Origin of the sequence: Nocardia aurantia (genome assembly GCF_009604425.1) — a bacterium.
In the GTDB taxonomy this organism is placed as follows: Bacteria; Actinomycetota; Actinomycetes; order Mycobacteriales; family Mycobacteriaceae; genus Nocardia; species Nocardia aurantia.
This window is the reverse complement of record NZ_WEGI01000007.1, coordinates 317,112-341,003: the sequence shown is the minus strand read 5'-3', so window position 1 is coordinate 341,003 and position 23,892 is coordinate 317,112. Positions and strand designations below refer to the sequence as shown.

21 protein-coding genes are annotated in these 23,892 nt (G+C 68.8%); 12 read left to right on the top strand and 9 right to left on the bottom strand.

Translation table 11 applies throughout. From position 1 onward, the window contains the following. Positions 1-15: 15 nt before the first annotated feature. Positions 16-900 carry an aldo/keto reductase gene (locus tag NRB56_RS17895; protein WP_153343582.1) on the bottom strand — a complete coding sequence of 295 codons (885 nt, stop codon included), beginning with the start codon at positions 898-900 and terminating at the stop codon, positions 16-18. A gap of 59 nt (positions 901-959) precedes the next feature. Between NRB56_RS17895 and NRB56_RS17890 the strand changes: the two genes are divergently transcribed. Beyond that, positions 960-1,313 (top strand): MerR family transcriptional regulator, encoded by a 354-nt coding sequence (locus tag NRB56_RS17890; RefSeq protein ID WP_153343580.1) that lies wholly within the window; start codon positions 960-962, stop codon positions 1,311-1,313. A gap of 80 nt (positions 1,314-1,393) precedes the next feature. Here the strand turns inward: NRB56_RS17890 and NRB56_RS17885 are convergent, their stop codons facing one another. Further along, positions 1,394-2,629, bottom strand: a complete 1,236-nt coding sequence (locus tag NRB56_RS17885) for a CoA transferase (RefSeq protein WP_319943138.1) — start codon at positions 2,627-2,629, stop codon at positions 1,394-1,396. 198 nt (positions 2,630-2,827) lie between these two features. Then, the gene (locus NRB56_RS17880; protein WP_319943137.1) at positions 2,828-3,100 is read right to left on the bottom strand and encodes a GlsB/YeaQ/YmgE family stress response membrane protein; all 273 of its coding nucleotides are present in this window, start codon (positions 3,098-3,100) and stop codon (positions 2,828-2,830) included. A 227-nt stretch (positions 3,101-3,327) separates the two neighbouring features. Here NRB56_RS17880 and NRB56_RS17875 point away from each other — a divergent pair, with 227 nt between their 5' ends. Then, positions 3,328-3,780, top strand: coding sequence for a hypothetical protein (locus tag NRB56_RS17875; RefSeq protein WP_153343576.1), 453 nt, complete (start codon positions 3,328-3,330; stop codon positions 3,778-3,780). A 4-nt stretch (positions 3,781-3,784) separates the two neighbouring features. Here the strand turns inward: NRB56_RS17875 and NRB56_RS17870 are convergent, their stop codons facing one another. From NRB56_RS17870 to NRB56_RS17850, 5 genes are all read right to left on the bottom strand, one after another. Continuing rightward, positions 3,785-4,531, bottom strand: coding sequence for a hypothetical protein (locus NRB56_RS17870; protein WP_153343574.1), 747 nt, complete (start codon positions 4,529-4,531; stop codon positions 3,785-3,787). Between the two features lie 39 nt (positions 4,532-4,570). Then, positions 4,571-6,313: an asparagine synthetase B family protein gene (locus tag NRB56_RS17865; protein WP_153343572.1), complete on the bottom strand. Its 1,743-nt coding sequence runs from the start codon at positions 6,311-6,313 to the stop codon at positions 4,571-4,573. 8 nt (positions 6,314-6,321) lie between these two features. After that, positions 6,322-6,804 carry a hypothetical protein gene (locus tag NRB56_RS17860; protein WP_153343570.1) on the bottom strand — a complete coding sequence of 161 codons (483 nt, stop codon included), beginning with the start codon at positions 6,802-6,804 and terminating at the stop codon, positions 6,322-6,324. A 237-nt stretch (positions 6,805-7,041) separates the two neighbouring features. Further along, on the bottom strand, positions 7,042-7,851 hold the full coding sequence (locus tag NRB56_RS17855; RefSeq protein WP_153343840.1) for a hypothetical protein: 810 nt from the start codon (positions 7,849-7,851) through the stop codon (positions 7,042-7,044). Beyond that, positions 7,851-8,834: a hypothetical protein gene (locus NRB56_RS17850; RefSeq protein WP_153343568.1), complete on the bottom strand. Its 984-nt coding sequence runs from the start codon at positions 8,832-8,834 to the stop codon at positions 7,851-7,853. The genes NRB56_RS17855 and NRB56_RS17850 overlap by 1 nt, the downstream gene beginning before the upstream one ends. A gap of 369 nt (positions 8,835-9,203) precedes the next feature. On the opposite strand from NRB56_RS17850, the gene NRB56_RS17845 reads away from it, so the two are divergent. The 5 genes from NRB56_RS17845 (at position 9,204) to NRB56_RS17825 (ending at position 14,142) form a co-directional block, all read left to right on the top strand. Beyond that, positions 9,204-10,142 carry an NADP-dependent oxidoreductase gene (locus NRB56_RS17845; protein WP_227837891.1) on the top strand — a complete coding sequence of 313 codons (939 nt, stop codon included), beginning with the start codon at positions 9,204-9,206 and terminating at the stop codon, positions 10,140-10,142. 172 nt (positions 10,143-10,314) lie between these two features. Beyond that, on the top strand, positions 10,315-11,073 hold the full coding sequence (locus NRB56_RS17840; protein WP_153343566.1) for an ABC transporter ATP-binding protein: 759 nt from the start codon (positions 10,315-10,317) through the stop codon (positions 11,071-11,073). Further along, positions 11,070-12,425: an FtsX-like permease family protein gene (locus NRB56_RS17835; protein WP_153343564.1), complete on the top strand. Its 1,356-nt coding sequence runs from the start codon at positions 11,070-11,072 to the stop codon at positions 12,423-12,425. The genes NRB56_RS17840 and NRB56_RS17835 overlap by 4 nt, the downstream gene beginning before the upstream one ends. Continuing rightward, complete coding sequence (locus tag NRB56_RS17830; protein WP_227837889.1) at positions 12,425-13,507, top strand: histidine kinase; 1,083 nt, start codon at positions 12,425-12,427, stop codon at positions 13,505-13,507. Before NRB56_RS17835 ends, NRB56_RS17830 begins: the two co-directional genes overlap by 1 nt. Further along, complete coding sequence (locus NRB56_RS17825; protein WP_319943135.1) at positions 13,495-14,142, top strand: response regulator transcription factor; 648 nt, start codon at positions 13,495-13,497, stop codon at positions 14,140-14,142. The genes NRB56_RS17830 and NRB56_RS17825 overlap by 13 nt, the downstream gene beginning before the upstream one ends. On the opposite strand, the gene NRB56_RS17820 is transcribed toward NRB56_RS17825, so the two are convergent. After that, positions 14,139-15,455: a family 1 glycosylhydrolase gene (locus NRB56_RS17820; protein ID WP_227837886.1), complete on the bottom strand. Its 1,317-nt coding sequence runs from the start codon at positions 15,453-15,455 to the stop codon at positions 14,139-14,141. The genes NRB56_RS17825 and NRB56_RS17820 overlap by 4 nt on opposite strands. 249 nt (positions 15,456-15,704) lie before the next feature. Here NRB56_RS17820 and NRB56_RS17815 point away from each other — a divergent pair, with 249 nt between their 5' ends. The 5 genes from NRB56_RS17815 to NRB56_RS17795 all read left to right on the top strand — a co-directional run bounded on the left by NRB56_RS17815 (position 15,705) and on the right by NRB56_RS17795 (position 23,886). Further along, positions 15,705-16,439 (top strand): hypothetical protein, encoded by a 735-nt coding sequence (locus tag NRB56_RS17815; RefSeq protein ID WP_153343562.1) that lies wholly within the window; start codon positions 15,705-15,707, stop codon positions 16,437-16,439. A gap of 135 nt (positions 16,440-16,574) precedes the next feature. Then, the gene (locus tag NRB56_RS17810) at positions 16,575-16,919 is read left to right on the top strand and encodes a DoxX family protein (RefSeq protein WP_153343560.1); all 345 of its coding nucleotides are present in this window, start codon (positions 16,575-16,577) and stop codon (positions 16,917-16,919) included. Between the two features lie 433 nt (positions 16,920-17,352). Beyond that, on the top strand, positions 17,353-17,547 hold the full coding sequence (locus NRB56_RS17805) for a hypothetical protein (RefSeq protein WP_194290895.1): 195 nt from the start codon (positions 17,353-17,355) through the stop codon (positions 17,545-17,547). A gap of 219 nt (positions 17,548-17,766) precedes the next feature. After that, positions 17,767-22,932, top strand: coding sequence for an AAA domain-containing protein (locus NRB56_RS17800; RefSeq protein WP_153343556.1), 5,166 nt, complete (start codon positions 17,767-17,769; stop codon positions 22,930-22,932). A 57-nt stretch (positions 22,933-22,989) separates the two neighbouring features. Beyond that, on the top strand, positions 22,990-23,886 hold the full coding sequence (locus tag NRB56_RS17795) for a GIY-YIG nuclease family protein (protein ID WP_153343554.1): 897 nt from the start codon (positions 22,990-22,992) through the stop codon (positions 23,884-23,886). Positions 23,887-23,892 lie beyond the last annotated feature (6 nt).

Below are 23,892 nucleotides of genomic sequence, written 5' to 3'. Positions count from 1 at the left end.
CCGCCGACAGCGCCGTCAGGCGGCGTTCGCCCGATCACCGAGCGCGGACAACCGCGCGAACCGGTCGTCGGACAGCGCCAGGTCCAGTGCGCCGACATTCTCGGCCAGGTGCGCCGGTGACACGGTGCCCGGAATCGGCACCACCACCTCCGACCGCCGCAGCAACCAGGCCAGCGCGACCTGTCCCGGCGTCGCACCGAGTTCCGCGGCGACGGTGGCGACCGGACTGTCCGGCCCGGCGTGCGCACCCATGGCGATCGGGAAGTAGGGCACGAACGCGATGCCGTGCGCGGCGGCGTATTCGAGCACGGGTTCGTGCTCCCGGTCGATCAGGTTGTACCGGTTCTGCACCGCCGCGATCGGTGTGATCGCCTGCGCCGCGGCCAGTTCCGCCACCGACACCTCCGACAGGCCGATATGCCGCACCTTGCCCTCCGCGCGGAGCCGGTGCAGGGCCCCGATCTGGTCGGCGAACGGCACGGCGGGATCCACCCGGTGCAGATACAGCAGGTCGAGATGGTCGACTCGCAACCGGCGCAGGCTCAATTCGGCCTGCTGGCGCAGGTAGGCGGGGTGGCCCAGGGGAACCCACTCGTCCGGACCCGGCCGGGTGTTGCCGATCTTGGTGGCGATCACGAGATCGTCGCGGTAGGGATGCAACGCGTCCGCGACGAGTTCCTCGTTGGCGCCCAGCGCGTACGAGTCCGCGGTATCGATCAGGTTCACCCCCAGTTCGATCGCGCGGCGCAGCACCGCGACCGCGTCGGCGCGATCGGTGGGCGGTCGCCACACGGGCGCGGCGGCACCGCGCCGCATATCCGGCGAATCGGTGAGACGCATTGCGCCGTAACCGATCCGGTGGACCGGTAGATCGCCGCCGAGGAGGAAGGTCGTTGTCATACGGTTCACTGTAGAATCTGACACAGATGTGAGATTCAAGCGATGATGAGGCAGATCACATGAGGATCGGAGAGCTGTCCCGCGCCACCGGCGCGAGTCCGCGATCGCTGCGCTACTACGAGGAGCAGGGGCTGCTCGGTACCCAGCGGACCGGCACCGGCCATCGCCGTTACGGCGCGGACGCCCCGACCGTCGTCGGCCACATCCGCGCGATGCTGGCGGCGGGCCTGCCCACCGCGGTGATCCGCCAGGTGCTGCCCTGTGTGGAAGGGCCCGGGCCACAGGTCAATTCGTGCGTGTCGGACCTGCTGCGAGATCGGCTGCACGACATCGAGACACAGATCGGCACCCTGGAGACCGCCCACACGGCCCTCGCCGGCCTGCTCGCCTCGACCGCGCCGGCGGTCCGCTGACGGCGCGGCCGGCCGACCCCCACATCCAGCTGATCGAAAACCGGTACCCGGGAACGGCTTTCATCGCAACGGGTTAGGGCTCACCCGCTGCCGAGGACGCCGGCCTTCCGCAGGTCGAGCAGTTCCGCGTCGCTCAGGCCGAGCACTTCCGACAGCACCGCGCCGGTGTCGGCGCCGAGGGCCGAAGCTGTGGCGGCCGTGCCGTATTCGTCGCCGTCGCGGATCGGGCTGCGTGCCGAGATGACCGGGCCGATGCCGGGCTGGTCCACCCCGGTGAGGACCGGGCTCGCGGCGCCGGCCTCGAAATCGCTTACCACGTCGGACATTCGGCGGTACCGGCTCCACAGCACACCCGCCTCGGTGAGTGCCGTGCCGGCCGCCTCGAGGGTCCGCGCGGTGAACCACGGTCGCATCACCGCGGCGATCGTCTCGCGATGCTCGTAGCGAGCGGCCTCGTCGGTGAAATCGGCGCCGAGCGATTCCGCCAGTGCCGCAACGACCTTCGCGGTCCCGGTGGCCGCGCACAGCGCATGCCACTGGCGGGTGGTCAGCGCCACGACCATCACCCGTCCGTCGTCGGCGGTGGCGAAATCGGTGCCGAAGGTGCCGTAGACGAAATTGCCGTGCCGTGGCCGGTCGCCACGCTCGCGCACCTCGCTGAACCAGCCCAGATTCGCCACTCCCGCCAGCGCCACATCGGCGAGCGCGATCCGCAGATCGCTGCCCGACCCGGTGCGATCGCGCCGCCGCAACGCGGCCAGCAGCGCGGTGGTGGCGGTGGAGCCCGCGAGCAGATCCCAGGCGGGCAGCACGTGGTTGACCGGGGTGCGGTTGTCCGCCGCGCCGGTCAGATCGGTGACGCCGACCTCGGTGTTGACGGTGTAGTCCACCGCGGGGCCGCCACCGGGCAGGCCCCCGATGTGCACCTTGATCACATCCGGCCGCCGGGCGGCCAGCGCCTCGTAGGAGAACCACGGCCGCCCCACCGCGTTGTCGACCACGAGACCGCCGCCGGCGCCGGGTGCGGTGGCCAGCGCCAGGGCGAGTTCCCGGCCTCGCTCGGAGCGCACATCCACTTCCACCGACCGCTTACCGCGATTCAGCGACGTCCAGTACAAACTCTCGCCGGTGTCCCGGGAGACGGGGTGGCGGCGGTAGTCGGGGGCGCCGCCGAGCGGGTCGATCCGGATCACGTCGGCGCCGAGTTGCGCGAGCGTCATACCGGCGGACGGCCCGGCCACGTAACTGGCGAATTCCACGATCCGCAGGCCCGCCAGCGGCCGATCCCCGCCCTCGGGTGATTTCTGGTTCGTCACCCCGCCATCGTCCCCCGGATCGCCGCGCCGGTGGCGGGGGAGTCCCGCCACCGGCTCCGGGCCACGAAAAAGGGCGCCGCGACGAATCGCAGCGCCCTCGCAAGGGATCGGGGCACCTGTGCCGCGCGACCGGTGGCGGCATCGGAGGATGCCGGTGCCGCCACCTGGGTCGGATTCGCAACGGTGCCCGTGGGCCGGTCAGCGCACCGCGCGGCGGCCCGTGACCAGGTTGACCAGGAACAGCAGGACGACGGCGCCGCCCAGACAGGTCAGGAAGCTGAAGATCAGCCCGCCACCCTCGACGTCGACGCCGAACAACTTCAGGATGAAGCCGCCGATCAGACCGCCGACCACGCCGACGACGATGTTCAAGAAGATGCCCTGCTGCGCATCCGTTTTCATGATCTTGCTGGCGATCCATCCGGCCAAGCCGCCGATGATGATCCAGCCGATGATTCCGAGCCCGAGCACGATATCCTCCTGTCGTCGTGTCCTACCGGCACTACCGGTACAGCACAGCGATAACCCGTCACGGCGGTGTTAATCGCACCAATTTCTTTCGTCGCGATATCCGCCGGACGCCGTGGACGCTCTCCCGACCGATGGTACGCCGCCCGTGGATCCCGCAACCTCGCAGCAGTTCGGGCAAGGCGCCGCAGCGGTGGTGGCCGCCGCCCAGCGGTGGTATGTCTCCGCACATGACACTCGAGCTGTGGCTGATTGCCGTCGTGGCGATCGTCGGCAATCTCACCACCGTCCTCAGCGGACTGCTCAGCGGCCGGCACGCCATGCGGCTGGCGCTGCGCGTGCGCGACATCGACCGGCGGGACGCGCGGCAGGGCAAATACGAGGACGCCTGCGTGCAGTTCCTGTCGGCCGCGCGGGTGCTGCGCGAACCGCAGGACGGTGGGTCTCTGGCCCCCGAGACGGTGTTCGCGGAGCTACGCCGGGCGGCCACCCGGGTCGAACTCTACGGCCCGAGATCGTCCAGCACGGCCGTACTCACCGCGCTGGACCGGATCGAACGCCTGCAGCAACTGCGGGCCGGACAGGCCGGCGCCAAGGAGGTGTCGGAGGCGCAGAGCCGATGCGACGGCGCACTGGATGCCGCGCGCTCGGTGCTGGCGGCGGATCTCGGCGACGCCGGATAACCGGTCAACGGCCCGGATCCGGCAGCGTCGCCAGGCAACTCGCGGCGGGCGGCAGGGTATCGGCGAGGAAGACCGTCTGCGCCATCATCCGATAGCCGGACATGCGTTCCCGGAACACCTCGATCGACTCCTCCGGATGCACGGAGTCGATCACGGCGTGCGGTCCGACGGCGTTGAACTGGTGGCTGGTGCCGCGCGGAATCTGCATGTCGACGAACGAGCACGGCGGCACGATCAGGTTGTGGCGGATCCGGTGCACCTCGGGCGGGGTGTCCGGCAGATCGTCGGCGAACACCTCCGGCCGGAACGGCGTCACGCCCTCGACGTGGGTGACCTCGAAGGGGGAGAGGCTGCCGACCCGGATCAGGGTGTCCGGGCCGGTCATCATCCGGACGAACCGCAGCCCGGTGTGCAGATGCATGCGTGAGCAGATGTCGCGGTCGGTGACGTCGTAGAAGTCCATCAGGTAGCGGTCGGCCACGTAACCGTCGAAGGGCTTCTCGATCATGTAGACGTCGCCCTCCTCGAAGGTCTGGGAGCGCACCACGCCGTCCGCGTCCGCGGCGGTCGCCACGGGAGAGGTCTTGGCGCGCTGGACGATTCCCGCGAACGCCTGCACCACGGCCAGCGCCACCGCGGCCGGGAACCGCACCACCGGGGTCACGACGCAGCGGCCCGCGTCGACGAAACCGCCGACGTCGTGGACCTCGTTCTCGTCGTCGGCCGTGTGCTTGATGCGTGGCTGCGGCATTCGGCGAACTCCTCGCGTCCGGTGTCGGCGCCGGTCCGATCAGGGACCGACCTCGAAGGAACGCAACCACAGCTCCAGCGACAGCACCAGCCAGAGCTTGCCGCCCTGCCTGGGCAGCAACGCGCCGCGACCCTCCAGCCAGGCCCGGATGGTGTCCTCCCGGAACAGGCCCCGGGCCCGCGCCGACCGGCCCAGCAACAGGTCGTGGCCGAGTTCGCGCAACGGTCCGGCGAGCCACTGCTGCACCGGAACTCGCATCCCGCTCTTCGGCCGATCGACGATCGTGTCCGGAAGCAGATCGCGCACGGCCTGTTTCAGGATCCACTTCTCGCTGGTCCCGGCGAGCTTGTAGCGCTGCGGAATCCGGAAGGCGTAGTCGATCACCGCGCGGTCGAACAGCGGCGACCGGCCCTGCACCCCGGCCGCGGTGGTGATGCGCTCCACCTTGGAGAGGATGTGGTGCGCGCCCTTGGTGCGCAGGTTCGCGTGCAACAGCTGATTGAGCAGTCCGCGCATGTGCCCCTGCCGCAGATAGGGCGTGAAGACGTCGGTGAGCGGTGGCGCGTCGGCCAGCGCGGCGCGCACCTCGGGGCTCAGCAGGATCGGCAGGTCGGCATGACATTTCCGGTAGCTGTCCAGATAGGCGCGCGCCCGCGCCCGGGGATCCGGATCGTCGCGGGACAGTTCGAAGATCAGCATCGGCAGGTTCTTGGGACCGCCGAACACCGGATCGCCGCCCTCGCCGTTGAGCACCACCGCGGCGCCGTCGGCCGCGACCGCCTCCGCCAGCATCAGATTCGGCACGGTGAGCGGATCGCCGACCGGGCAGTCCAGCAGCCCCATGGTCTCCGCGAGCCGGGCCGCGACCGCCTCGCCGGAGACGGTGAGCACCCGGTGCCGGGTATGACAATGCGCCGCAACCAGTCCCGAGTAGGCGAGTTCGTTCGGCATGGTGTCGCCGAAGCTGATCGAGTAGGTACGCACCGGCTGATCGTGCAGTTTGGCCGTGAGCGCGGTCACCAGGCTGGAGTCGATGCCGCCGGACAACAGCACCCCGACCGGTTCGCCGGCGGGCAGCCGCCGGGCCGTCGCGTCCTCCAGCAGTTCCCGCAACCCGCGAGCGAATCCGCCCGCCGGCCCGTCCTCCTCGAATTCGCGCGGCTCCCAGAAGATCTCCTCGGACGAGGATCCGTCGGGCCGCAGCCGGAGGCAGCGGCCCGGCAGCACCTCGTACACGTCGCGCAGCAGGGTGTCGCGGCCGGGCAGATACGCGAAACTCAGAAACGACTGCACCGCGGGCAGATTCAGGCCGGTGCGCAGATCCGGCCAGCGGGTGAGCGCGCGCAGCGAGGTCGACGCGGCCCAGGTGCCGCCGGAGCGGGCGTGGAACAGGGTCCGGCCGCCGACATGGTCGCGCACCAGCAGCAGATCCGCGCCGTCGGCGATCGCGAGCGCGAAGATACCGTCCGCCGCGGCGATCCCGTCGAGTCCGAGATGGGCGTAACAGTGCAGCAGCAGTTCGCCGTCGCCGCATCCACGCGGCGGCGCGGCGGCGCCGAGCCGGGCCCGCAACCGGTCGGCGTTGTACAGCGTCACCTCGCCGATCGCCACCAGATCCGATGCGCGGGAAGGGCTTCCGGCACGGAACAGCTCCGCGTGGGCACCGGGGCCGGTGACCGTCCCCAGCGCGTACCGATCGGTCACCGCGACCGGTTCACCGCCGAGCGCCCGGATCCGGCCGGCCGGATCGTCCGGGGTGAGTATCGCGCACCAGCGAGACATCCTGCCCCTCAGCCGAAATCGCTGCTGTCGTCGCCGGAGTCGTCGCCCCAGCCGCTGTCGTCGGAACTGCTGTCGGAGTTCGACTGCTGTCCCGCCGCCTGCCGGCGCAACTCCTCCTCCTGCTCCGCGGTCAGGACGTCCGGCGGCATCGCCATCGCGGTCAGCAGCGCGCCACCGGCCACGGCCGCCAGGATGATGCCGACCCGGCCGCCGAACGAGGACCGGTTCACGGTGAGAACGCCCTCGCCCCACAGGGTCCGGCCGTAACCGCCCTCCCGGCCGTACACCACGCGGCCGTCGCGGAAGGTGCGCTTCACCAGTGTCCGGCCCAGCGGTTCGTCGGTCCCGGCGTTGCCCTGACTGTCGTGCCACGACACCGTGCCCTCCGGGGTCCGGCTGCGCCACTCCTCCCGGCCGTCGGAGTAGCGCCGATGGGCGGTGCCGTCGGCGAGCAGCTCATCGGTATAGGTGATCTGCCGGTGCACCGGCATCGTTCGCCCCTCTCCTGCGGCGTAAATTCTGCACGAGCGGGGTGCCCGCGTGGTGATGCTCCGCTACCGCCTCCGGCCCCCGGCCGCTCATGCTGTGTATCCGGGGCATGAGCGGGGGTCCTGCGTGGTGACGCTCCGCTACCGCCTCCGGCCCCCGGCCGCTCATGCTGTGTGTCCGGGGCATGAGCGGGGGTCCTGCGTGGTGACGCTCCGCTACCGCCTCCGGCCCCCGGCCGCTCATGCCGCGGGCCAGGTGAGGAAGCCCGTTGTGCGGGCTCGGCGCCACTCGCCGACCACGGTGCGCGGTGGTCTGCGGACGTCGCGCACGAGCCGGTGCACCGTGCGCAGCAGCGAGGCCGGGCGGACCGCTTCCACTTCCGCGTATCGGCCGCGAGCCAGCCAGGCGCGTTCCCAGGGATCGAGTTCCGATGCGACGGGCCGCGCTTCGCCGCGGTGATGGAAGACGTGCAGGCGCGCGGCCTGATTCGCGCGCAGGCCCAGCGGCACCAGCCGCACGCCGTCCGGGATGTCGGTGAGAGCGGCTACGCGCGAGGGGAAGTCGTGTCCCTCGGCACTGGCGTCGTGCAGCACGTACACCGCGGACCGCTCGACCCGGGCCAGCATGGCCGTCACCCGCGGATCCAGCGGCAGTTCCGCCGCGCTCACCACCGGGCACGCCGACTCGATCGGAACGGCGTTGGCGCGCAACATCTGTGCGACGGCGTCGGATTGGCAGACCAGCAGCCGCGGCAGGCCGTAGTCGAACAGATCGGTCTCCGGGGTGTGCCGGCCCGCCGGTCCGGTGCGCGGTGGTTGCGGCGTGAGCAGGCCCGGCACCGCACCGTGCCGTTCGAGCGCTCGCCGGAAGACCGGATAGCTCAACGGAACCGGGAAGGTGCGGGCGATCCGGTGCGGTAGCCGGTGCACCGGCAGGGCCGCCCGGCAGACCTGGTAGTACAGCTGACGTTCGGTGAATCGCAGCCCGCCCGGCGCGCTGACCCGCTCGATCGCGATGCGCAGCAACCGATCCGAGATCCGATCCCGCATCACGCCGGCCAGCTGAGGAAGCCGACCATGCGGGCCCGGTGCCGGTCGGGATCGGTCGCCTGCTCGATGCGGTCGACGGCCTTGTCCATCATGGCCAGCAGCCGGGCCGGTGGCAGCGCCGCGATCGGCGACCAGCAGCCGGCGGCCAGCCAGTCGAACTCCTCCTGCGACAACACGTTACGCGGCGCCGCGGCCAGCTCCTCCGGTGTCGGCGGCTGGGTCCGCAGGCGCAGCAGCGCCCCCTTGGCCAGTACGGTCCGCGGTGTCAGCTGGTTCAGCACCGGTCGCGGCGCGAGCTGGGCGCGGGTCTGCTCGGCGAACCGCAGGGCGGGCAGGCTCGCGTCGTGCAGCAGGATGACCGGAATCGCCGGCGGCAGTTGGTCGATCCGCTGGGCCAGCGCCAGATCGTGCCGGCGGGTGACGTCGTTGGCCGCGAGGCAGGTCAGCACGCTGCGTTCCGGGCACAGCACCGCGAAGCGCGGCTGCGGTACCGGCGGCGGCAGCGCCTCGGACTCGTCCACCGACCCGAGCGGAGGGAATCGGTAGACGGTGGCCCAGCGTTGCAACACCGAGTGCTGGAATACCTTGAAGTCCACCGGGATTCGAATCCGTACCGAGTCCATGATCCGAGTCCGGTACCGCCGCAACAGCAGATTGGCCGCCGCCACCGCGACCAGGGCCACGCACAGGCCGACCGGCACCGGCAGCGCACGCCCCACCATCGCGAAGAAGCAGAACAGAACGACCGCGATGGTGACGAACACCCGGACCCCGTTGTACCGCTTCTGCGGATCCGGCAGTTTCTTCCGTCCGGCGGCGTACCAGAGCTGAGTGGTCGTGTAGCGCAATCCCCGGCCGTCACCGAGTTTCTCGGCCAGTTGGCGCATCCGCAGATCGTGCAGCCCGAAGGGGCTCTCCTTCGGCTCCAGCGCGAATTCCCGGCGGCACTTGGAGCACCGCCGCCCGCTCCGTTCCTTGCGCAACACATCCTTGTCGCAGTGCGGACAGATCACGGTTCACCCACCCCCGCACCCACTCCGGGCGTCACATCGATCTGCACAACACCGGCATACCCGATTCGTGGCCCCGGCGCGACCGCTATCGCGGAACTGCCGATGTCGCCCCGGCCAACTCTGCGCAACCGAACCGCACCGCCCGTCCGCCGCCGCATTCCGTTCGGAGCCCGGCACATCCAGCATCGAGGGCCGATCCCGGTATGAACGACCGACAGCCGGGTGCGGCGGGACGACCCGATGACGACCGCGACAGCCGAATATGCCTACGCGTGGGTGCGGTACGCACCTCGAGGTGCCTACTTCCCGATGGAGAGCAACTCTCCCTACGTTGATCACATGAGCGATACAGAAACCATGCGTGCGGTGATCGCCCGCGGCTACGGCGGGCCCGAAGTACTGGAGGTGATCGAGGTGCCGGTGCCCCGGCCGGGCTCCGGCCAGGTCCTGATCAAGGTGCAGGCGGCGACCGTCAATCCCGTCGACCTCGTCACCCGGTCCGGCGCGCTGGCCGCCGGCGGTCTGATGACACCACGCGCCACCACGGGAATCGGCTGGGATGTCGCGGGCACGATCGCGGAAACCGGGCCGGGGGTACGCGCATTCGCGGTGGGGGACAGCGTGATCGGGATCCAGGACCTGCTGGACCGCGAACTCGGCTGCTACGCCGACTACGTCGTGCTCGACGCGACGGCGGTCGCCGCCTCCGATCTGCCGCCGGTCGAGGCGGCCACCCTGCCGCTGAACGGCCTGACCGCTCGGCAGGCACTGGACCTGCTGCGATTGTCCCCGGACGACACGCTCCTGATCATCGGCGCGGCCGGGGCGGTCGGTGGCTTCGCCGTCCAATTCGCGGTCGGCCTCGGGCTCCGGGTCGCTGTCGTCGCGGCGGCGGCCGACGAACCGCGGCTACGGTCTTGGGGCGCAACCTGGTTCATAGATCGCGACACTCCGGACCCGGCAACGGAAGTCCGCGCGCTGATCCCGGGCGGCGTCGACGGGGCGGTGGACACCGCGGGTCTCGGGGTGCGCGCCCTGGCGGCCGTCCGCACCCGCGGTGCGTTCGCCACCGTCGTGGGCGGATCGGCCCCGATTCCGTTGCGCGGCATCCGCGTTCACGAGCAGTGGATCAGTGCCGACGGTCCCGCGCTGGCCGCCCTCGCTCGGAATCGCCCGGCCCTGCGCGTCGCCGCCACCCTGCCGTTGGAGCGAGCCCGGGAGGCGCACGAACGCCTGGAAGCCGGTGGTCTGCGCGGCCGCTTGGTCCTCGTGCCCTGAGCCGGACGGGAATGCCGCAATTCGTGCGCCCGGTCGTGCCGGCGGATCGGGAACGAGAGGCACGGGGTAGAGCTACCTCTACCGAACAACGGATACCGGCATGATGTCGGCGCCCGGTCGATTTTCCTAACGTCGAATCCATCGAATTCGCAACGGAAATGGATGGTTCGTGATGGCCGGTCGGGCTGAGGCACTACGCCTTGTGGCGGTATCGAAGAGGTACGGCGAGGTGAATCCGGTGGAGGCGTTGCGCGGTGTCTCCCTGGTACTGAGATCGGGGAGTTTCACCGCGGTGATGGGTCCGTCGGGTTCCGGCAAGAGCACGTTGCTGCAATGCGCCGCCGGACTGGACGAACCGTCGGAGGGGCGGATCTACGTCGGGGGCGTGGAACCGCCGCGCGGCAACGAGAATCAGGTCACCGAATTCCGCCGGGAGCACATCGGTTTCGTGTTCCAGCAGTACAACCTGATCCCGTACCTGACGGTGACCCAGAATGTGTTGCTGCCGTTGCTGTTCGCCGGGCGGACGGTGGATCGGGCCGCCTGCGCCGATCTGCTGAACCGCCTCGGGCTGGCGCCGGTGGCCGACCGGCTGCCGCAGGCGCTGTCCGGCGGTCAGCAGCAGCGGGCCGCCATCGCGCGGGCCCTGCTCGCCCGGCCGGCGGTGCTGTTCGCGGACGAGCCCACGGGCGCGCTGGACACCACGAGCGGACGCCAGGTGCTGCTGATGCTGCGCCAGGCCGTCGACGCCTTCGGGCAGACCGTGGTCATGGTGACCCATGATCCGGTGGCCGCCGCCTGCGCCGACACCGTGGTCTTCCTGGCCGACGGCATGATCGTCGACAGCATGACCGGCCCCACCGCCGAGGCGATCGCCCAGCGGATGACCCACCTGAGCGATGCCGCCGCGAAGACGGGAGCGCGCGCATGAACGCCGTCGCGCTCGCCTCGTTGCGGAATCGCCCGGTGGCCTTCACCGCCGCGTTCCTCTCGGTATTCCTCGGCACGAGCGTGGTGATGGCGTTCGGCGCCATGCTCGACACCGGGCTGCGGCCCGGGGTGCCGGATTCGAGCCGGACCACGCTGATCATCGTCGCGAGTGTGGTGGGCGGCTGGGGAGCGGTCATCGTCGCGGCCGCGGTCGCGGCGGCCCTGGCCGTCACGACCCGACAGCGCGCCGGCGAGCTGGCGCTGCTGCGCAGCGTCGGCGCGACCCCACGTCAGGTCGTCTCGCTGATCATGCGCGAAAACTGGCTCGTGGTCGGCGCGGCGGCCGTGATGGCGTTGCCGGTGGGGTGCGCCGGCGGTCTCGCGTTGCTGACGATGCTGCGCGACACCCATCAGGTCTCGGCGGATGTCGGTTATCGCTTCGGGCCGGCGGCGATCGGCATCGGGTTCGGCATCGCGATCGTCGCGTCGATGACGGCCACCCGGCTGACCGCCGGCCGTGCCGCGAAACGCGTTGTGCGCGAAGCGTTGTTCGCGGCCGCGGCGGATCGCCCGCGGATGGGCCGCGTGCAGTTGTGGGCCGGGCTGATCGCGCTGTGCGGCGGGCTGTCGTGCGCCGTGCTCACGGCGACCGTCATCGACGCAGGGGATGTCAACGCCCTGCAATCCGTCGCCGCGGAGGGGTGCATTTTCGCCGGGATCGGGTTCGCGCTGCTCGCCCCGCTGCTGGTCGGCGCGGCGGCCACGCTGCTCGCACCCGCGGCGCGGCTGGCGGGGCAGTCCGGCGAGATCGCGCTCGCCGCGATCCGGCAGCGGCTGCAACGGGCCGCGACGCCGACGATGCCGGTGGTGGTCGTCACGAGCGCCGCCACCGGTACGCTCTATATGCAGTTGATCACGAATTCCGTGCACACTTCGATGAATTCCGGCGACCGGAACGTGGCGACCCTGAATTATGTGATGGTGGGCGTTATTTCCATGTTCGCGGCGGTCATGCTGGTCAACCTGATCGTCGTCACCCTCGCCGACCGCCGGCGTGAATTCGCGCAGCAGCGGCTGATCGGCGCGACGCCGCGCCGGCTGCTCGGCCTGGCGTGTCTGGAACAGGGCCTCACCCTGGGCGTCGGCCTGCTGTTCGGCACGATCGGCGCGCTCGTGACCATCGTGCCGTTCGGCCTGCGGACCACCCATCGGCTGATCCCCGAGGTCTCGATCGGCGTCTACCTCGCCGTGATCGCGGTCGTCGCCACGCTGACGATGGTGACGGCGGTCCTGGTGACCCGGCACAACAACCGCGCGGACCCGATCGCGGTCCTGCGTACGCTGGGGTCCTGATGATCGAGCCCAGCGAACCGGCCACCGGTGCCGTGACACCTGCCGAATCCGGCACCGGGGCGCCCCGGCGGCGGCCGTCCCGGTGGGCGGTCGCGCTGACCGCGCTCACGATTGTGGCGGTGGCGGACGGGATATTCCAGCTCTGGTTGTGGACTGCCAACGGCGACCGGTACTTCTGGCCGCGGTGGGTCTGGTTCGGCTGGGCCACACTGATAGTGGTGGTGCTCGCGGTGCGCGACGCGGTGCGCGCACCGGCGGGCCGGCGGCGGGGCTGGGTCGTGCACCGGGACCTGTTCCTGCTGGTCAACGCCGTGCAGATCGGCGCATGGGCACTGGTGGGGCACGGATTCTTCTGGCCCGCATGGCCGCTGCCGTTCATGACGGCGCTGCTGGCCGGGCACTGGTGGATGCTGCGCCGGATGCCGCCGAGCCGCGAGCGGGAACTGGCCGAACGAGTCGACGTGCTGACCCGTACCCGCCGCGACGCATTGGACGTGCGGGCGGCGGAGCTGGAACGGATCGAGCGGGATCTGCACGACGGCGCCCAGGCCCGCCTGGTGTCGGTGGCGATGACGCTCGGCATGACCGAGCGCCTGGTCGCCCGCGATCCCGCCGCGGCGGGCGACCTCGTCGCCGAGGCGCGGGCGGGTGCCCTCGCGGCCCTGGAGGATCTGCGCACCGTCATGCGCGGTATCCACCCGCCGGTGCTCGGCGACCGCGGCCTCGTCGGGGCCGTCGAAGCGCTGGCCGTGGACCTGTCGGTCGCCACCACCGTGACCGCGGCCCTGCCCGCCCGGCCGCCGGCGCCGCTGGAATCGGCGTTGTATTTCGCCGTCTCCGAATGTCTCGCCAACGTGGTCAAGCACAGCCACGCCGACCGGGCCACCGTCACGATCGGCTACGGCCTCGGCCTGCTGACGGTGGTCGTCGGCGACAACGGAATCGGCGGCGCCCGCCTCGACCTCGGCACCGGACTGCTCGGCGTGGCCCGCCGGCTGGAGGTGTTCGACGGCACGCTCGAATTGCGCAGTCCGCCGGGCGGTCCCACCGAGGTGATCATGGAGTTGCCGTGCGAGTTGTGATCGCCGAGGATTCGGTGCTGCTGCGCGACGGGCTGACCAGGCTGCTGAACGCGCACGACATCGACGTCGCGGCCGAACTGGGCGACGCCGCGGGGCTGCCGGAGGCGGTCGAGCGGGAACGTCCCGACCTGGTGATCCTCGACGTCCGGATGCCGCCCACCTTCACCAACGAGGGTCTGGTCGCCGCGATCGAGGCGCGCCGGCGCCGGCCGGGCCTGCCTGTGCTGGTGCTCAGCCAGTACGTCGAACAGCTCTACGCCCGCGAGCTGATGAGCTCCGGCGACGGCGCGCTCGGCTATCTGCTGAAGGACCGGGTCGCGCACATCGACATGTTCCTGGACACCATCGGCCGGGTCGCGGCCGGCGGCACGGTACTGGATCCGAAGGTCGTCGCGGCGATGGTCGCCCATCGGCGCAGCGGCCTCGCCCGCCTCACCGATCGGGAACGAGAGGTGTTGTCGCTCATGGCCGAAGGCCGCAACAACGCCGGTATCGCCGCTGCCCTGGTGCTGAGCCAGCAGGCGATCAGCAAGCACATCAACAACATCTTCGCGAAACTGGACCTGCCCGCCGACACGGACGGCAACCGCCGCGTCCTCGCCGTGCTGGAATACCTTCAGCACGACCAGGATTAACGGGTCGGACCGGTCACCGGTTGCAGGCAACTGCTCGGCGGGTCGACCGCCGAACAGTTCGCCGTCGGATGCGACAGCGCGTAGTCGCCCGGCACACCGCCGGCCGCGATGAGGTCCCGGTAGGCGGGGACCGCGTCGGTGGGCCGCCGGGTCAGCGTCGGATCACTGGTGACGTCGACCGTGTAGAGCCCGAAACGCGGTGCGTAACTGCCCCATTCGTAATTGTCGGTGAGACTCCAGTAGTTGTAGCCGATGACGTTCAGCCCGTCGGCCCGCGCGCGCTGCAACCAGTAGGCGGTGTCACGCAGATCGTCGGCGCGGGTCCAGCCGTCCTGCCGGGGCCCGCCGTCCAGCGTGGCCATGCCGTTCTCGACGACATACAGTGGCTTGCCGGGGAATTGGCGCGCGTAGTGCCGCAGCGCGTAGTAGATGCCCTCCGGCTGCAGCGGATCCAGCCACGGCGGATTGTTCAGCGCGGCCGAACCGGGCGGTTCGCCGTAGTAGTAGTCGATGCCGACGTAATCGAGTTTGGCGGCGATCCGATCCTCGAAGGCCAGCGCCGTCAGCGTCTCGACGAGCGGCAGATACGACACATTGCTGGTCACCATCGCCCCCGGCTGCCGGGCGTGGATGTAGTCGTAGATCGAGTTGTGCACGGCCACCATCCGGTCGTACATCGCCGGAACCTGATCCTGGCGCAACTGTCCCTGGCTCACCATCAGCCGCGGATAGTCGAACGGCTCGTTGATCGTGACCCACAGCGGATCGTCGCCGGCGTACCGATCCACGACCCGCCGGGCCGAGGCGAGCCAGTCGTCCACCATGCCCGGCTGGGCCCAGCCGCCGCGATCGGCCTCCCAGCCGGGGTACACCCAGTGGTCGAGGGTGATCATCGGCCGCATCCCGGCCGCCCGGATCGCGCCGATCACGTTGTCGTAGAACGCGAAACCGTCCTCGTCCCATTCGCCCGGCCGGGGCTGGATCCGCGCCCACTCGACGCTGATCCGATACACCTTCACACCGAGATCCCGTGCGAGCGCGATATCCTCGCGGTAATGGTGATAGAAGTCCACCGAATCGCGATACGCGTCCGGCGCCGTCGCACCGGCGTGCCGGCGCCAATTGCTGTCCGGTGCATAGCCTTCGCTCTGAAATCCGGAAGAGGCCACGCCCCAGAGGAAATCGCCGCCGAGCGGCGGAACCGGCGGCGCGTCGGCCTGCCCGGTGGCCGGGGCGCACAACGCCACGATCGAAACCGCCAGTGCCGCAATCGCGATTCGTGAGCCGCGTCGTCGTCTGTTGTGAGAGTTCATCTTCGAGATCCCATCCGTCGACTGCCGGGGCGTGTTCGCGCTCCGCGGAAGCGCGTGGGCTGTTGCGATGGTAACTCGCGCAGGCGGCCGGTGAATCCGAACGGATCGGCCGATTTCCGCGTACACCGCGCCGCGTGTTTAGCGCCGACCCGTGCGTCACCGCCACTGTCGCCGTCCGAGCGGACTCGCCAGCGTTTGATACGTCCGATTTACCAGTGAGATCTAGATCACAGTTCTACGATCTGACCCATGCCAGGCCTGCGGAACGGATCAATGATGATCGAGGGCCGGATCGGGCGCGACGCCTCGGCCGGTACCGGCGTGTGGACGCTCGCCTTCCGGCGCGGACCGGACGACCCGGTCGCCGTCGCCGTCCCCGCCCCGGACCAGCGCGGTTCACGACTCGGCGCCCTGTTCGGCCGCGGTCGGCCCCCCGGCCCCCGGCACCGTCTCACCTACACCGACGGCTCGGTCGTACTGGTGGAGCCGCGCGGCGGCGACGCGACCGTGCTGCGCCGCGGTGACGGCGCCGCGATCGGCACCATCCTGCACGGCATCAGCTCCACCGCGGCCGCCGCCACCGGCGGCACCCTCTGCCACTTCGTCCCCCACCCCACCGAACCCCGCACCCCCGACCTGTTCCACCTGCTGGTCCTCGACCAGTCCGGCAACGAGTTCGGCCGGCTACAGGTGATCCGCACGGTCCCCGGCTGGGCCCCCCACCACATCGACCAACTGTGGGACACCCACCTCTGGTGGGACCGCACCGGCACCCCCCTCCCCCTCCCGATCCTGGGCACCCGCCTGGTGGTGGAACGCCGAGTGGACCGCGAAGAACTCGACGCCCTGCTCGGCGCCTGCGTCGACATGGCCCTGGGCATGCGCCCCTACATCACCGCCATGCGCGGCGACGACCCCGACCCGGGCCCCGCACCCCCGCGAACCCCCATCGGCTGCACCCACTTCCACCCGGGCCCCGGCTGACCCACAGTCCCGCCGTCCCACTTCCGATGTCACACTCCCGCCCCGAATCTCGTCCCATACCCAGAGCCGCCGCCTCCCCCGGCGACTCGCTGTGAGAGCCGGACGATTCCGGCTCCGTCGAGATCGGAGAGCGCAATGTCGGTCGCACACATCGTCGTGACGATCCTGGCCGCCGCCTGGGTAGGCTTCTCGGCCGTATCGGTGTTCCTGAAGGCGAAGTGGGTCGTCGAGCCCCTGGCCGACTACGGCGTCCCCGCCACGTGGTGGCCGTGGCTGGGCGTCGCCAAGGCCGCGGGCGCGGTGGGACTCCTTGTCGGCCTGGCCGTTCCGGCCATCGGCATAGCCGCGGCAATCGGCCTGACCCTGTACTTCCTCGGCGCCGTACTCACCGTCCTCCGAGCCCGCGCCTACACCCACATCGGCTACCCCCTGCTGTACCTCGTACCCGTCGTGATCGCCGCCGCCCTCGGCGCCGTCTGAGTATCGGTGCATCGAATTCCACAGGAGGGCAGGCGATAACGAACGAAACGGTTGTTCTGCGGTACCTGGACCTCGGAAGTCCGCGACCTGGTTCGCGGGCCTGCCGGTGATGGCGGTGCGGTCACGGCCGCGGCCGTTGATCGCGGCGATACGGTGTTGGCCGTCGGTGACGTGGAACCGGACGCTGTGCCTGATCACCATGAAGCCCACTCCCGTCCCGAGGTCACCGACGTCCGCAGCCCGGCCTATGTATATGCGCTGGCCTGCGTGGCGGATTCGGCTCGGCACCGAGAAGTTCCGTCGCCGATGAGTTCTCACGGAGTTGTCGAGGAGTACACCAGGGACGATATCCGCCGGGCGGTGGAGTTCGCCCGCGACAGCGCCGACGAGTCGCGGTACGACCATGCGATCGTCGTCCTGGGCACCGTGGTCGGTGCGAACCGATCAGCTCGGCGACACCGACGACGATGTGATCAAGACACGAATGACGTTGGCGGACATGCATTTCGAAGCCAACTACTATCGAGAGGCATTGACTTCATCCCAGGTGCTCATCGAAGATCTATCCATTGCGCGTGGCAATTGCGACACCGATGTCCTCTATCGCCGCAAGCAACAGGCCGCATGACTCACCCTGCTGGGTGAATCGGTCGGGCGGCCTCGAACTGTACAAGCGCCTGCTGTCGCACCTGCGATTCGAGTACGGCACCACCGACTCCCGGATTACCGAGCTCGTGGCTCGCATAAGCGAAAACGAGCAATCGGTAACCTGACCGGCCACCGACCGTGTAGTGGATAGAGCGTTGACCGAGAGCGCGGGCAGGCGCTGAGGGAGGGGAGAGGATTCGTGTCCGGTGTGCAGGGTGGGGCAGTGGCGTCCCCGGGCAGTCTGGCCGATCGTGGCGCGCGGTTGTTCGAATTTCTGGCGCGCGCACAGGCCGTCGGAATGTCCAGAATTGAACACATCAGCACCTACGCGAGTGAGGGAGCGGTGCTGTGGATCGCCGACTTGCCTGAGCACGCGGCTGTTTCCTATACGGACGCGACTTCCGGCCAGCCGTTTCTGCGCGTCGAGAAGGTCACGGTCACAACACCTCCGGAGACGGAATACATCGTGCGACCCTGGCTGCACGCCGAGGCCATCGATGATCCGGCCACCGAACCCGCACTACGCGACAGCCTCCCGGGTGCCCCCGGCGAAGAACCAGAACTGCTGTCCCGCCACCCGGAGGTATCCGAAGCTTTCGGTCTGTGGCTGACTCGGTGGCGGCACTGGGCCGAACGCGCGCGCATCGAGCTGGAAGCGCAGCGGCTTTACCAGACTCTCTATCAGATGTACACACGGCAGGCCGTCGGCTCGGAGACTCTGGAAGCGGTCCTGGGCATCGGCTGCCTGGAGTGGTCGGTATCCGGTGCGCGCGGTGTGAAGCGGCATGTTCTCACCGTTGCGGTCGAATTCCGTTTCAACTCCGAACTCGGCACCGTCGCGGTCGCGATCGACCCCGATGCCACACGGTGGACCGTCGAACTGCCGGAAATCCTCGAGAATTCGATGCTTGCCGCACCCAAGGACCTCGCTCGCGCAGAAGAGGCCGCCCGCGACGGTGGCGCCGAACCGTTCGACCGGGAGCCCGCCGGCGCGCTGGTCAAAATGCTGATCCACTGCATCAACTCCGACGCGGTCTACCTCGATGACCTGCGGCCGGTCGGCGCGTCGAAGAATCCGACCGCCACGTACGCCCCGGCCGTCATCCTCCGGCGCCGCGGCAAGGCCGGGATGGTCAAGGTACTTCGGTCCATCTCCGATCGGATCCGGGACACCGGCGTCGTCCCCGCCGGTGTACGCAGCCTGGTCGAAGTGAATCTCAGCCCCGAGGTCGCCGGCCCCGTCGATGACGGCGCGATGGTTCGTCACGGTGACGACTGCTTCCTGCCGAAGCCGCTCAATCGATATCAACTGGAGGTGTTGCGCCACGTCGACAGCCATGCGCACACGATTGTGCAGGGCCCTCCGGGCACCGGCAAGACCCACACCGCCGCCGCGTTGATCACCCATCTGCTAGCGCAGGGCAAACGCGTGCTGGTCACCGCCCAGACCGACCGCGCGCTGGAAGAGGTGCGAAACCAGCTTCCTGACGGCGTGAAAAGCCTTGCCGTGTCCGTTGTAGGCACTACGCGGAACGATTTCGCACATTTGCGTACTGCGGTCGATACCATCAAAGGCGAGTCGGACAGTCACGATTCGATCACCAATCGCCGGCGCATCGACCTCGCTCTCGGCCGGGTCCGCCTGCTGGGTGGCCAGCGCGCCGACCTGCAGCGGCAATTGCTGCGGGTCCGGGAGCACGAGGTGTCCCGCCACGAGATCGCCGGTTACTCGGGAACTCTCGCGGAGATCGCCACACGGTATCGTGCCGATCGGCCCTTGTTCGAGTGGATCGAGAGTCTCGCGGACGCGCGCCTGGGCACCGCGGTCCCGGCTTCCGGTGTCGAGATCTGCGAGTGGCGGGCGTTGCTGGTGGATGTGAGCCTCGACGATCCCGAGGCGGACCGACCGGAATCCGTCGCTCTGCACGACATTCCGTCACCGGACGAGTTCGAGCGGTGGTGCACTCGACTCGCGGAGGCAGACGCGGCTTGCCGCGGGTTCGACCATCTACGGAACCAGGCTGTGTTGCAACAAATTTCACTGTTGACACCGGAGGTCCGAGCCCGGGCGCGCGATGTGCTGCTCGTCGTGCAATCCACCGACACCGCGCTGCGGCGCCGACCCGAGGCCTGGGTTGCCGAGGCGCTCGACGATATTCGTGCTCGTCGTACGCACGAGTGGAGCGCCCGCGCGGAACGTATCGGCCAGATGTGCCATCAGCTCGACCGTGCGGTGGCCGCGCTCGGCTATACCGAGGTGTCGGTGACGGGAGATGACCGCGGCCGCTTGGCGCAGCTGGCGGAAACCCTGAAACGCCACATTGCCGAATCCGGTCCGCTCAAGACCAACGCCGATGGCTCACCGAAAACCGGTCTGTTGACGCCCAAGACCGTGAAAGAGTCGGCTGAGCTGTTCCAGCGCGTCCGCGTCGACGGTCGTTTTCCGACATCTATCGTACAACTTGACCAATTCCTGCGGGACGAGCACATCGGCCGCCAGCTACACGCGCTCGATCTGATGTGGCCGGGCTCCGCGATCATCCCCGAACATGACACGCATCACGAGCGGCTGGCATGGCATCGAGGAATGCTGCAGATCCTGCTGCAGGTACTCGAGTTCGACAGCCGGCTCAGGCAGGCGGCCGTCTCATTGTCGGAATGTGCTGTCCCGGTGCCGTCGTGGTCCGAGTTCCGGGAGATCCGGCTCGCCCTGGAAGTCCTCGCGGCAGCGGACGCCATCGCGGAATGGCAGACCGCGAACGCGACGATCGACACGTTGGCGCAGCAACTCGCTGCGCCGGCAAACCGGCACGAATCACCCAGCCGGCTGGCGCTCGAAACGGCCGTGCGTCATCGCCGCGCGCCGGATTACCGGCTCGCTCACGAGCGACTGGCTGCCCTCCGCGCGGTGCACGAGAAGTTCCACCGCAGAACCGAACTCGGGCTTCGATTGCAGAATGTGCCGAAGCTCCGCGAGGCGGTGGCCGCGGCTCCTGGTGATCCGGCTTGGGATGTTCGCTTGGCGGCGTTCGAGGCGGCATGGAACTGGGCCGCGGCCGGACGCTGGCTGTTCGAGCAGTCCGGTGGCGAGGCCAATCGTCTGTGCCGGATGCTGGACGCGGTGGAAGCGGATCTGCGAGCCGTATCGGAACATTTGGCAGTCACCCGCGCGTGGGACCGGGCGGTCGGGCCCGGCCGGCTGCCCCAGAAGGCCAAGGCATACCTGACGCAGTACGCACAGCTGGTCAAGCGCCTCGGCAAAGGTACCGGCATGCACGCGGAACAACGGCGATCCGATATCCGGGCGGCGCTGAAAAACTGCCGGGATGCCGTGCCGGTATGGATCATGCCGATCTACCGGTTCGTCGAGCAGTTCCCCGTCGACGAGAACATGTTCGACGTCGTGATCGTCGACGAGGCCTCTCAGGCCGGTCAGGAAGCGGTGTTCCTGCAGTATCTTGCTCCGCGCATCGTTGTCATCGGTGACGACAAGCAGGTGTCGCCCTCAGCGGTCGGCATCGACGAGACCGAGGTCAAGGGCCTGGTCTCACAATATCTGCACGACGATGAATTCAAGGCATCGTGGTCGGATCCCAAACGCAGCCTGTTCGATGAAGCACTGGTGCGTTTCCCAGCCCGGTTGACCCTCGTCGAACATCGGCGCTGTGTGCCCGAGATTATCGAGTTCTCGAACAGGATCGCGTACGCACCTGACGGCGTTCGCCTGATTCCCGTGCGCCGCTGCGGTAGCGACCGGCTGCCGCCGATACGTTCCGTGTACGTTCCCGACGGCAGTTACGAATCGAATCGCACCAACCCCATCGAAGCCGATCGGCTGGTCGACCAGCTCGAACGTTGCCTGGCCGACCCACGCTACGACGGCAAGACCTTCGGCGTCATCTCCTTAACCGGCACGGCGCAGGTCAAGCTGCTCACCCAGCAACTGATGAACCGCATTCCGCCGGAGGAGCAGGACCGTCGGCAATTGCGCTGCGGTGACGCCGCCGATTTCCAGGGCGCCGAACGCGATGTCATCTTCCTGTCGATGGTCGCTGCTCCCGGTCCTGATCGACGGCTCACCGCACAGACCACCGACACCACTGTGCAGCGCTACAACGTCGCCGTCTCCCGGGCCAAGGACCAGCTGTGGGTGTTCCACTCGGTACGGGCCGACGAGCTTACCAACAGTGCCGATATGCGCTTCCAGCTGCTGGACTACTGCCAGCAGGTGGAGCAGCGGGTCCTGGTTGATACCGAACCGCCGCAACGAGTTCCGGACGATCGCATCGTGGAACCGTTCGACTCGCTGTTCGAGCAGCAGATATTCAATTGCATCGTGGACCGGGGCTATCAGGTCGTCGCGCACCACAGCGACACCGGATACGAGATCGACATGGTCGTGGTCGGACGGCAAGGGCTGCTTGCGGTTCAATGCGACGGGGACCGGTGGGCGGGCCCCGAAGAATTCCGCCTGGAACTCGACGCCCAGCGCGATCTGGAGCGCTGTGAGTGGCCGTTCCACCGGATTCGGCAGTTCGACTTCATCATCGACGCACAGCGTTGCCTCGGTGAGCTGTGGGAGTTGCTGGAAGGGCTCGGGATTCGGCCCATCGCGGACGAGATGGTGGAAACCCGTGACATCCTCGTCCCGGCAACGGACGCCGTCGAATCGGCGATGCCCAGGCCCGCTGTCGGTCCGGTCCAGGCTCCCGCCGAGGCTGATATCGAGTTGGTGGGGGAGTTTCCCGATCTGTGGGATCCGCAGCAGGCCCACGGCGCGGGATCGAGTTCTGCCGTCGGCAACGAATCGTGTGGACCGCACGCGATCAAGCCATATCTGTCCTTTATCGGCCAGCTGGAAAGCCCTACGCTCGCAAGCCATGCCGGTATCGCCGCAGACTTCGTCAGCATCGTCGCAGTCGAGGGCCCGGTGACGGGTGCCCGCCTGCGCGCCGCCTACGTGGCGGCGGCTCGGACGAGGCAGCGCGACGACGTGCGCCGCAAGCTCGACCACGCATTGGCTGCTGCGGTGGACCGGGGAGATCTACTGGTCGATGACGAGCTGGATCTCGGCGATCCCAATCTGCTGACCTATCGTGTTGCCGGGCAGGAGATCACACAGTGCCGTGACCTGGGACCGCGTTCCCTCGATCAGGTTCCCCCGCGGGAGTTGGCCGAGATCATGGCAGTCCAAGCGGCCGATTACGGTTGGGACGACCGTGACGTATTGATGCGGGCGGTGCTGGAGGAAGTCGGGCAGAAGCAACTCACCGATCTCGCGATCGCCGCGCTCGCGCTGGTGCTGCCGCTGGCGAAGCAGATCGCCGAGTCTGCATGCCGGAGCCGTCCGGTCCACGATGCATAGCCGTACTCGTCCGGCAACGTCTGCGGGCCGGCCGAGGCCATCGATGGACTTCAGCCGATGAGTTCAGGCAAGCTGGTCCGATTGTTCCTGGTCGACGGTACACCGGGCGGATTGCTGACCGCCGAGGTCGGGAACTGGACCGGGCATGTGGTGGCCGCGCCCCGCTCGGACCTGCCCGCACTGCTGGGCCGGGACGAGGTGAAGCGCACCGGCATCTACATCTTGCTGGGTGAGGATCCGGAAACCGGTGGCGCCCTGGCGTATATCGGTGAAGGCGACGAGGTCCGCAACCGCTTGCAGCAGCATGCGAAGCCGGAAACCGTTGGCGGCAAAGACTTCTGGGATCGCGCTGTCGTCGTTACCAGCACCGACACGCATCTGACCAAGTCGCACGCACGGTATCTGGAGTCACGGTTCATCCGACTGGCCCTGGCTGCCGGTCGAACCAGCCTGACCAATGGCACGACCCCGCCGCTTCCGAGGTTGTCCGAAGCGGATACTGCGGTCATCGAGGCGTTTATCCTGGAGGTGCTGATCCTGCTTCCGGTGTTGGGCATCAACATCTTTCGGTCGGTGTCGAGTCGTGTGAGCGGCAGCGTCCCGGTAGGGCCGGAGTTCCTGCTGCGGATGCCGAAGTACGACGTGGTGGCGAGAGCACGAGAGGTCGACGGCGAATTCACGGTGCTCGAGGGGTCTTCGGCGAGACAGTCCTGGACCGGCGCCGACAACGGCTACGGCCGGCTACGCCGGCGACTGGAAGAGGAAGGCGTGTTGCGGCAGCGTGGAGACGGGACGACCGTGTTCACACGTGATTACCCATTCCCATCGCCGTCGGCTGCCGCGGCCGTGGTGGCAGGACGGAATATGAACGGGCGGACCGAGTGGAGGTTCGGCCTGATTACGTTGGGGGAGTGGCAGAACCGCGAAGTGGCAACCGAGGTCGGCGAGAGTTGACGTGAA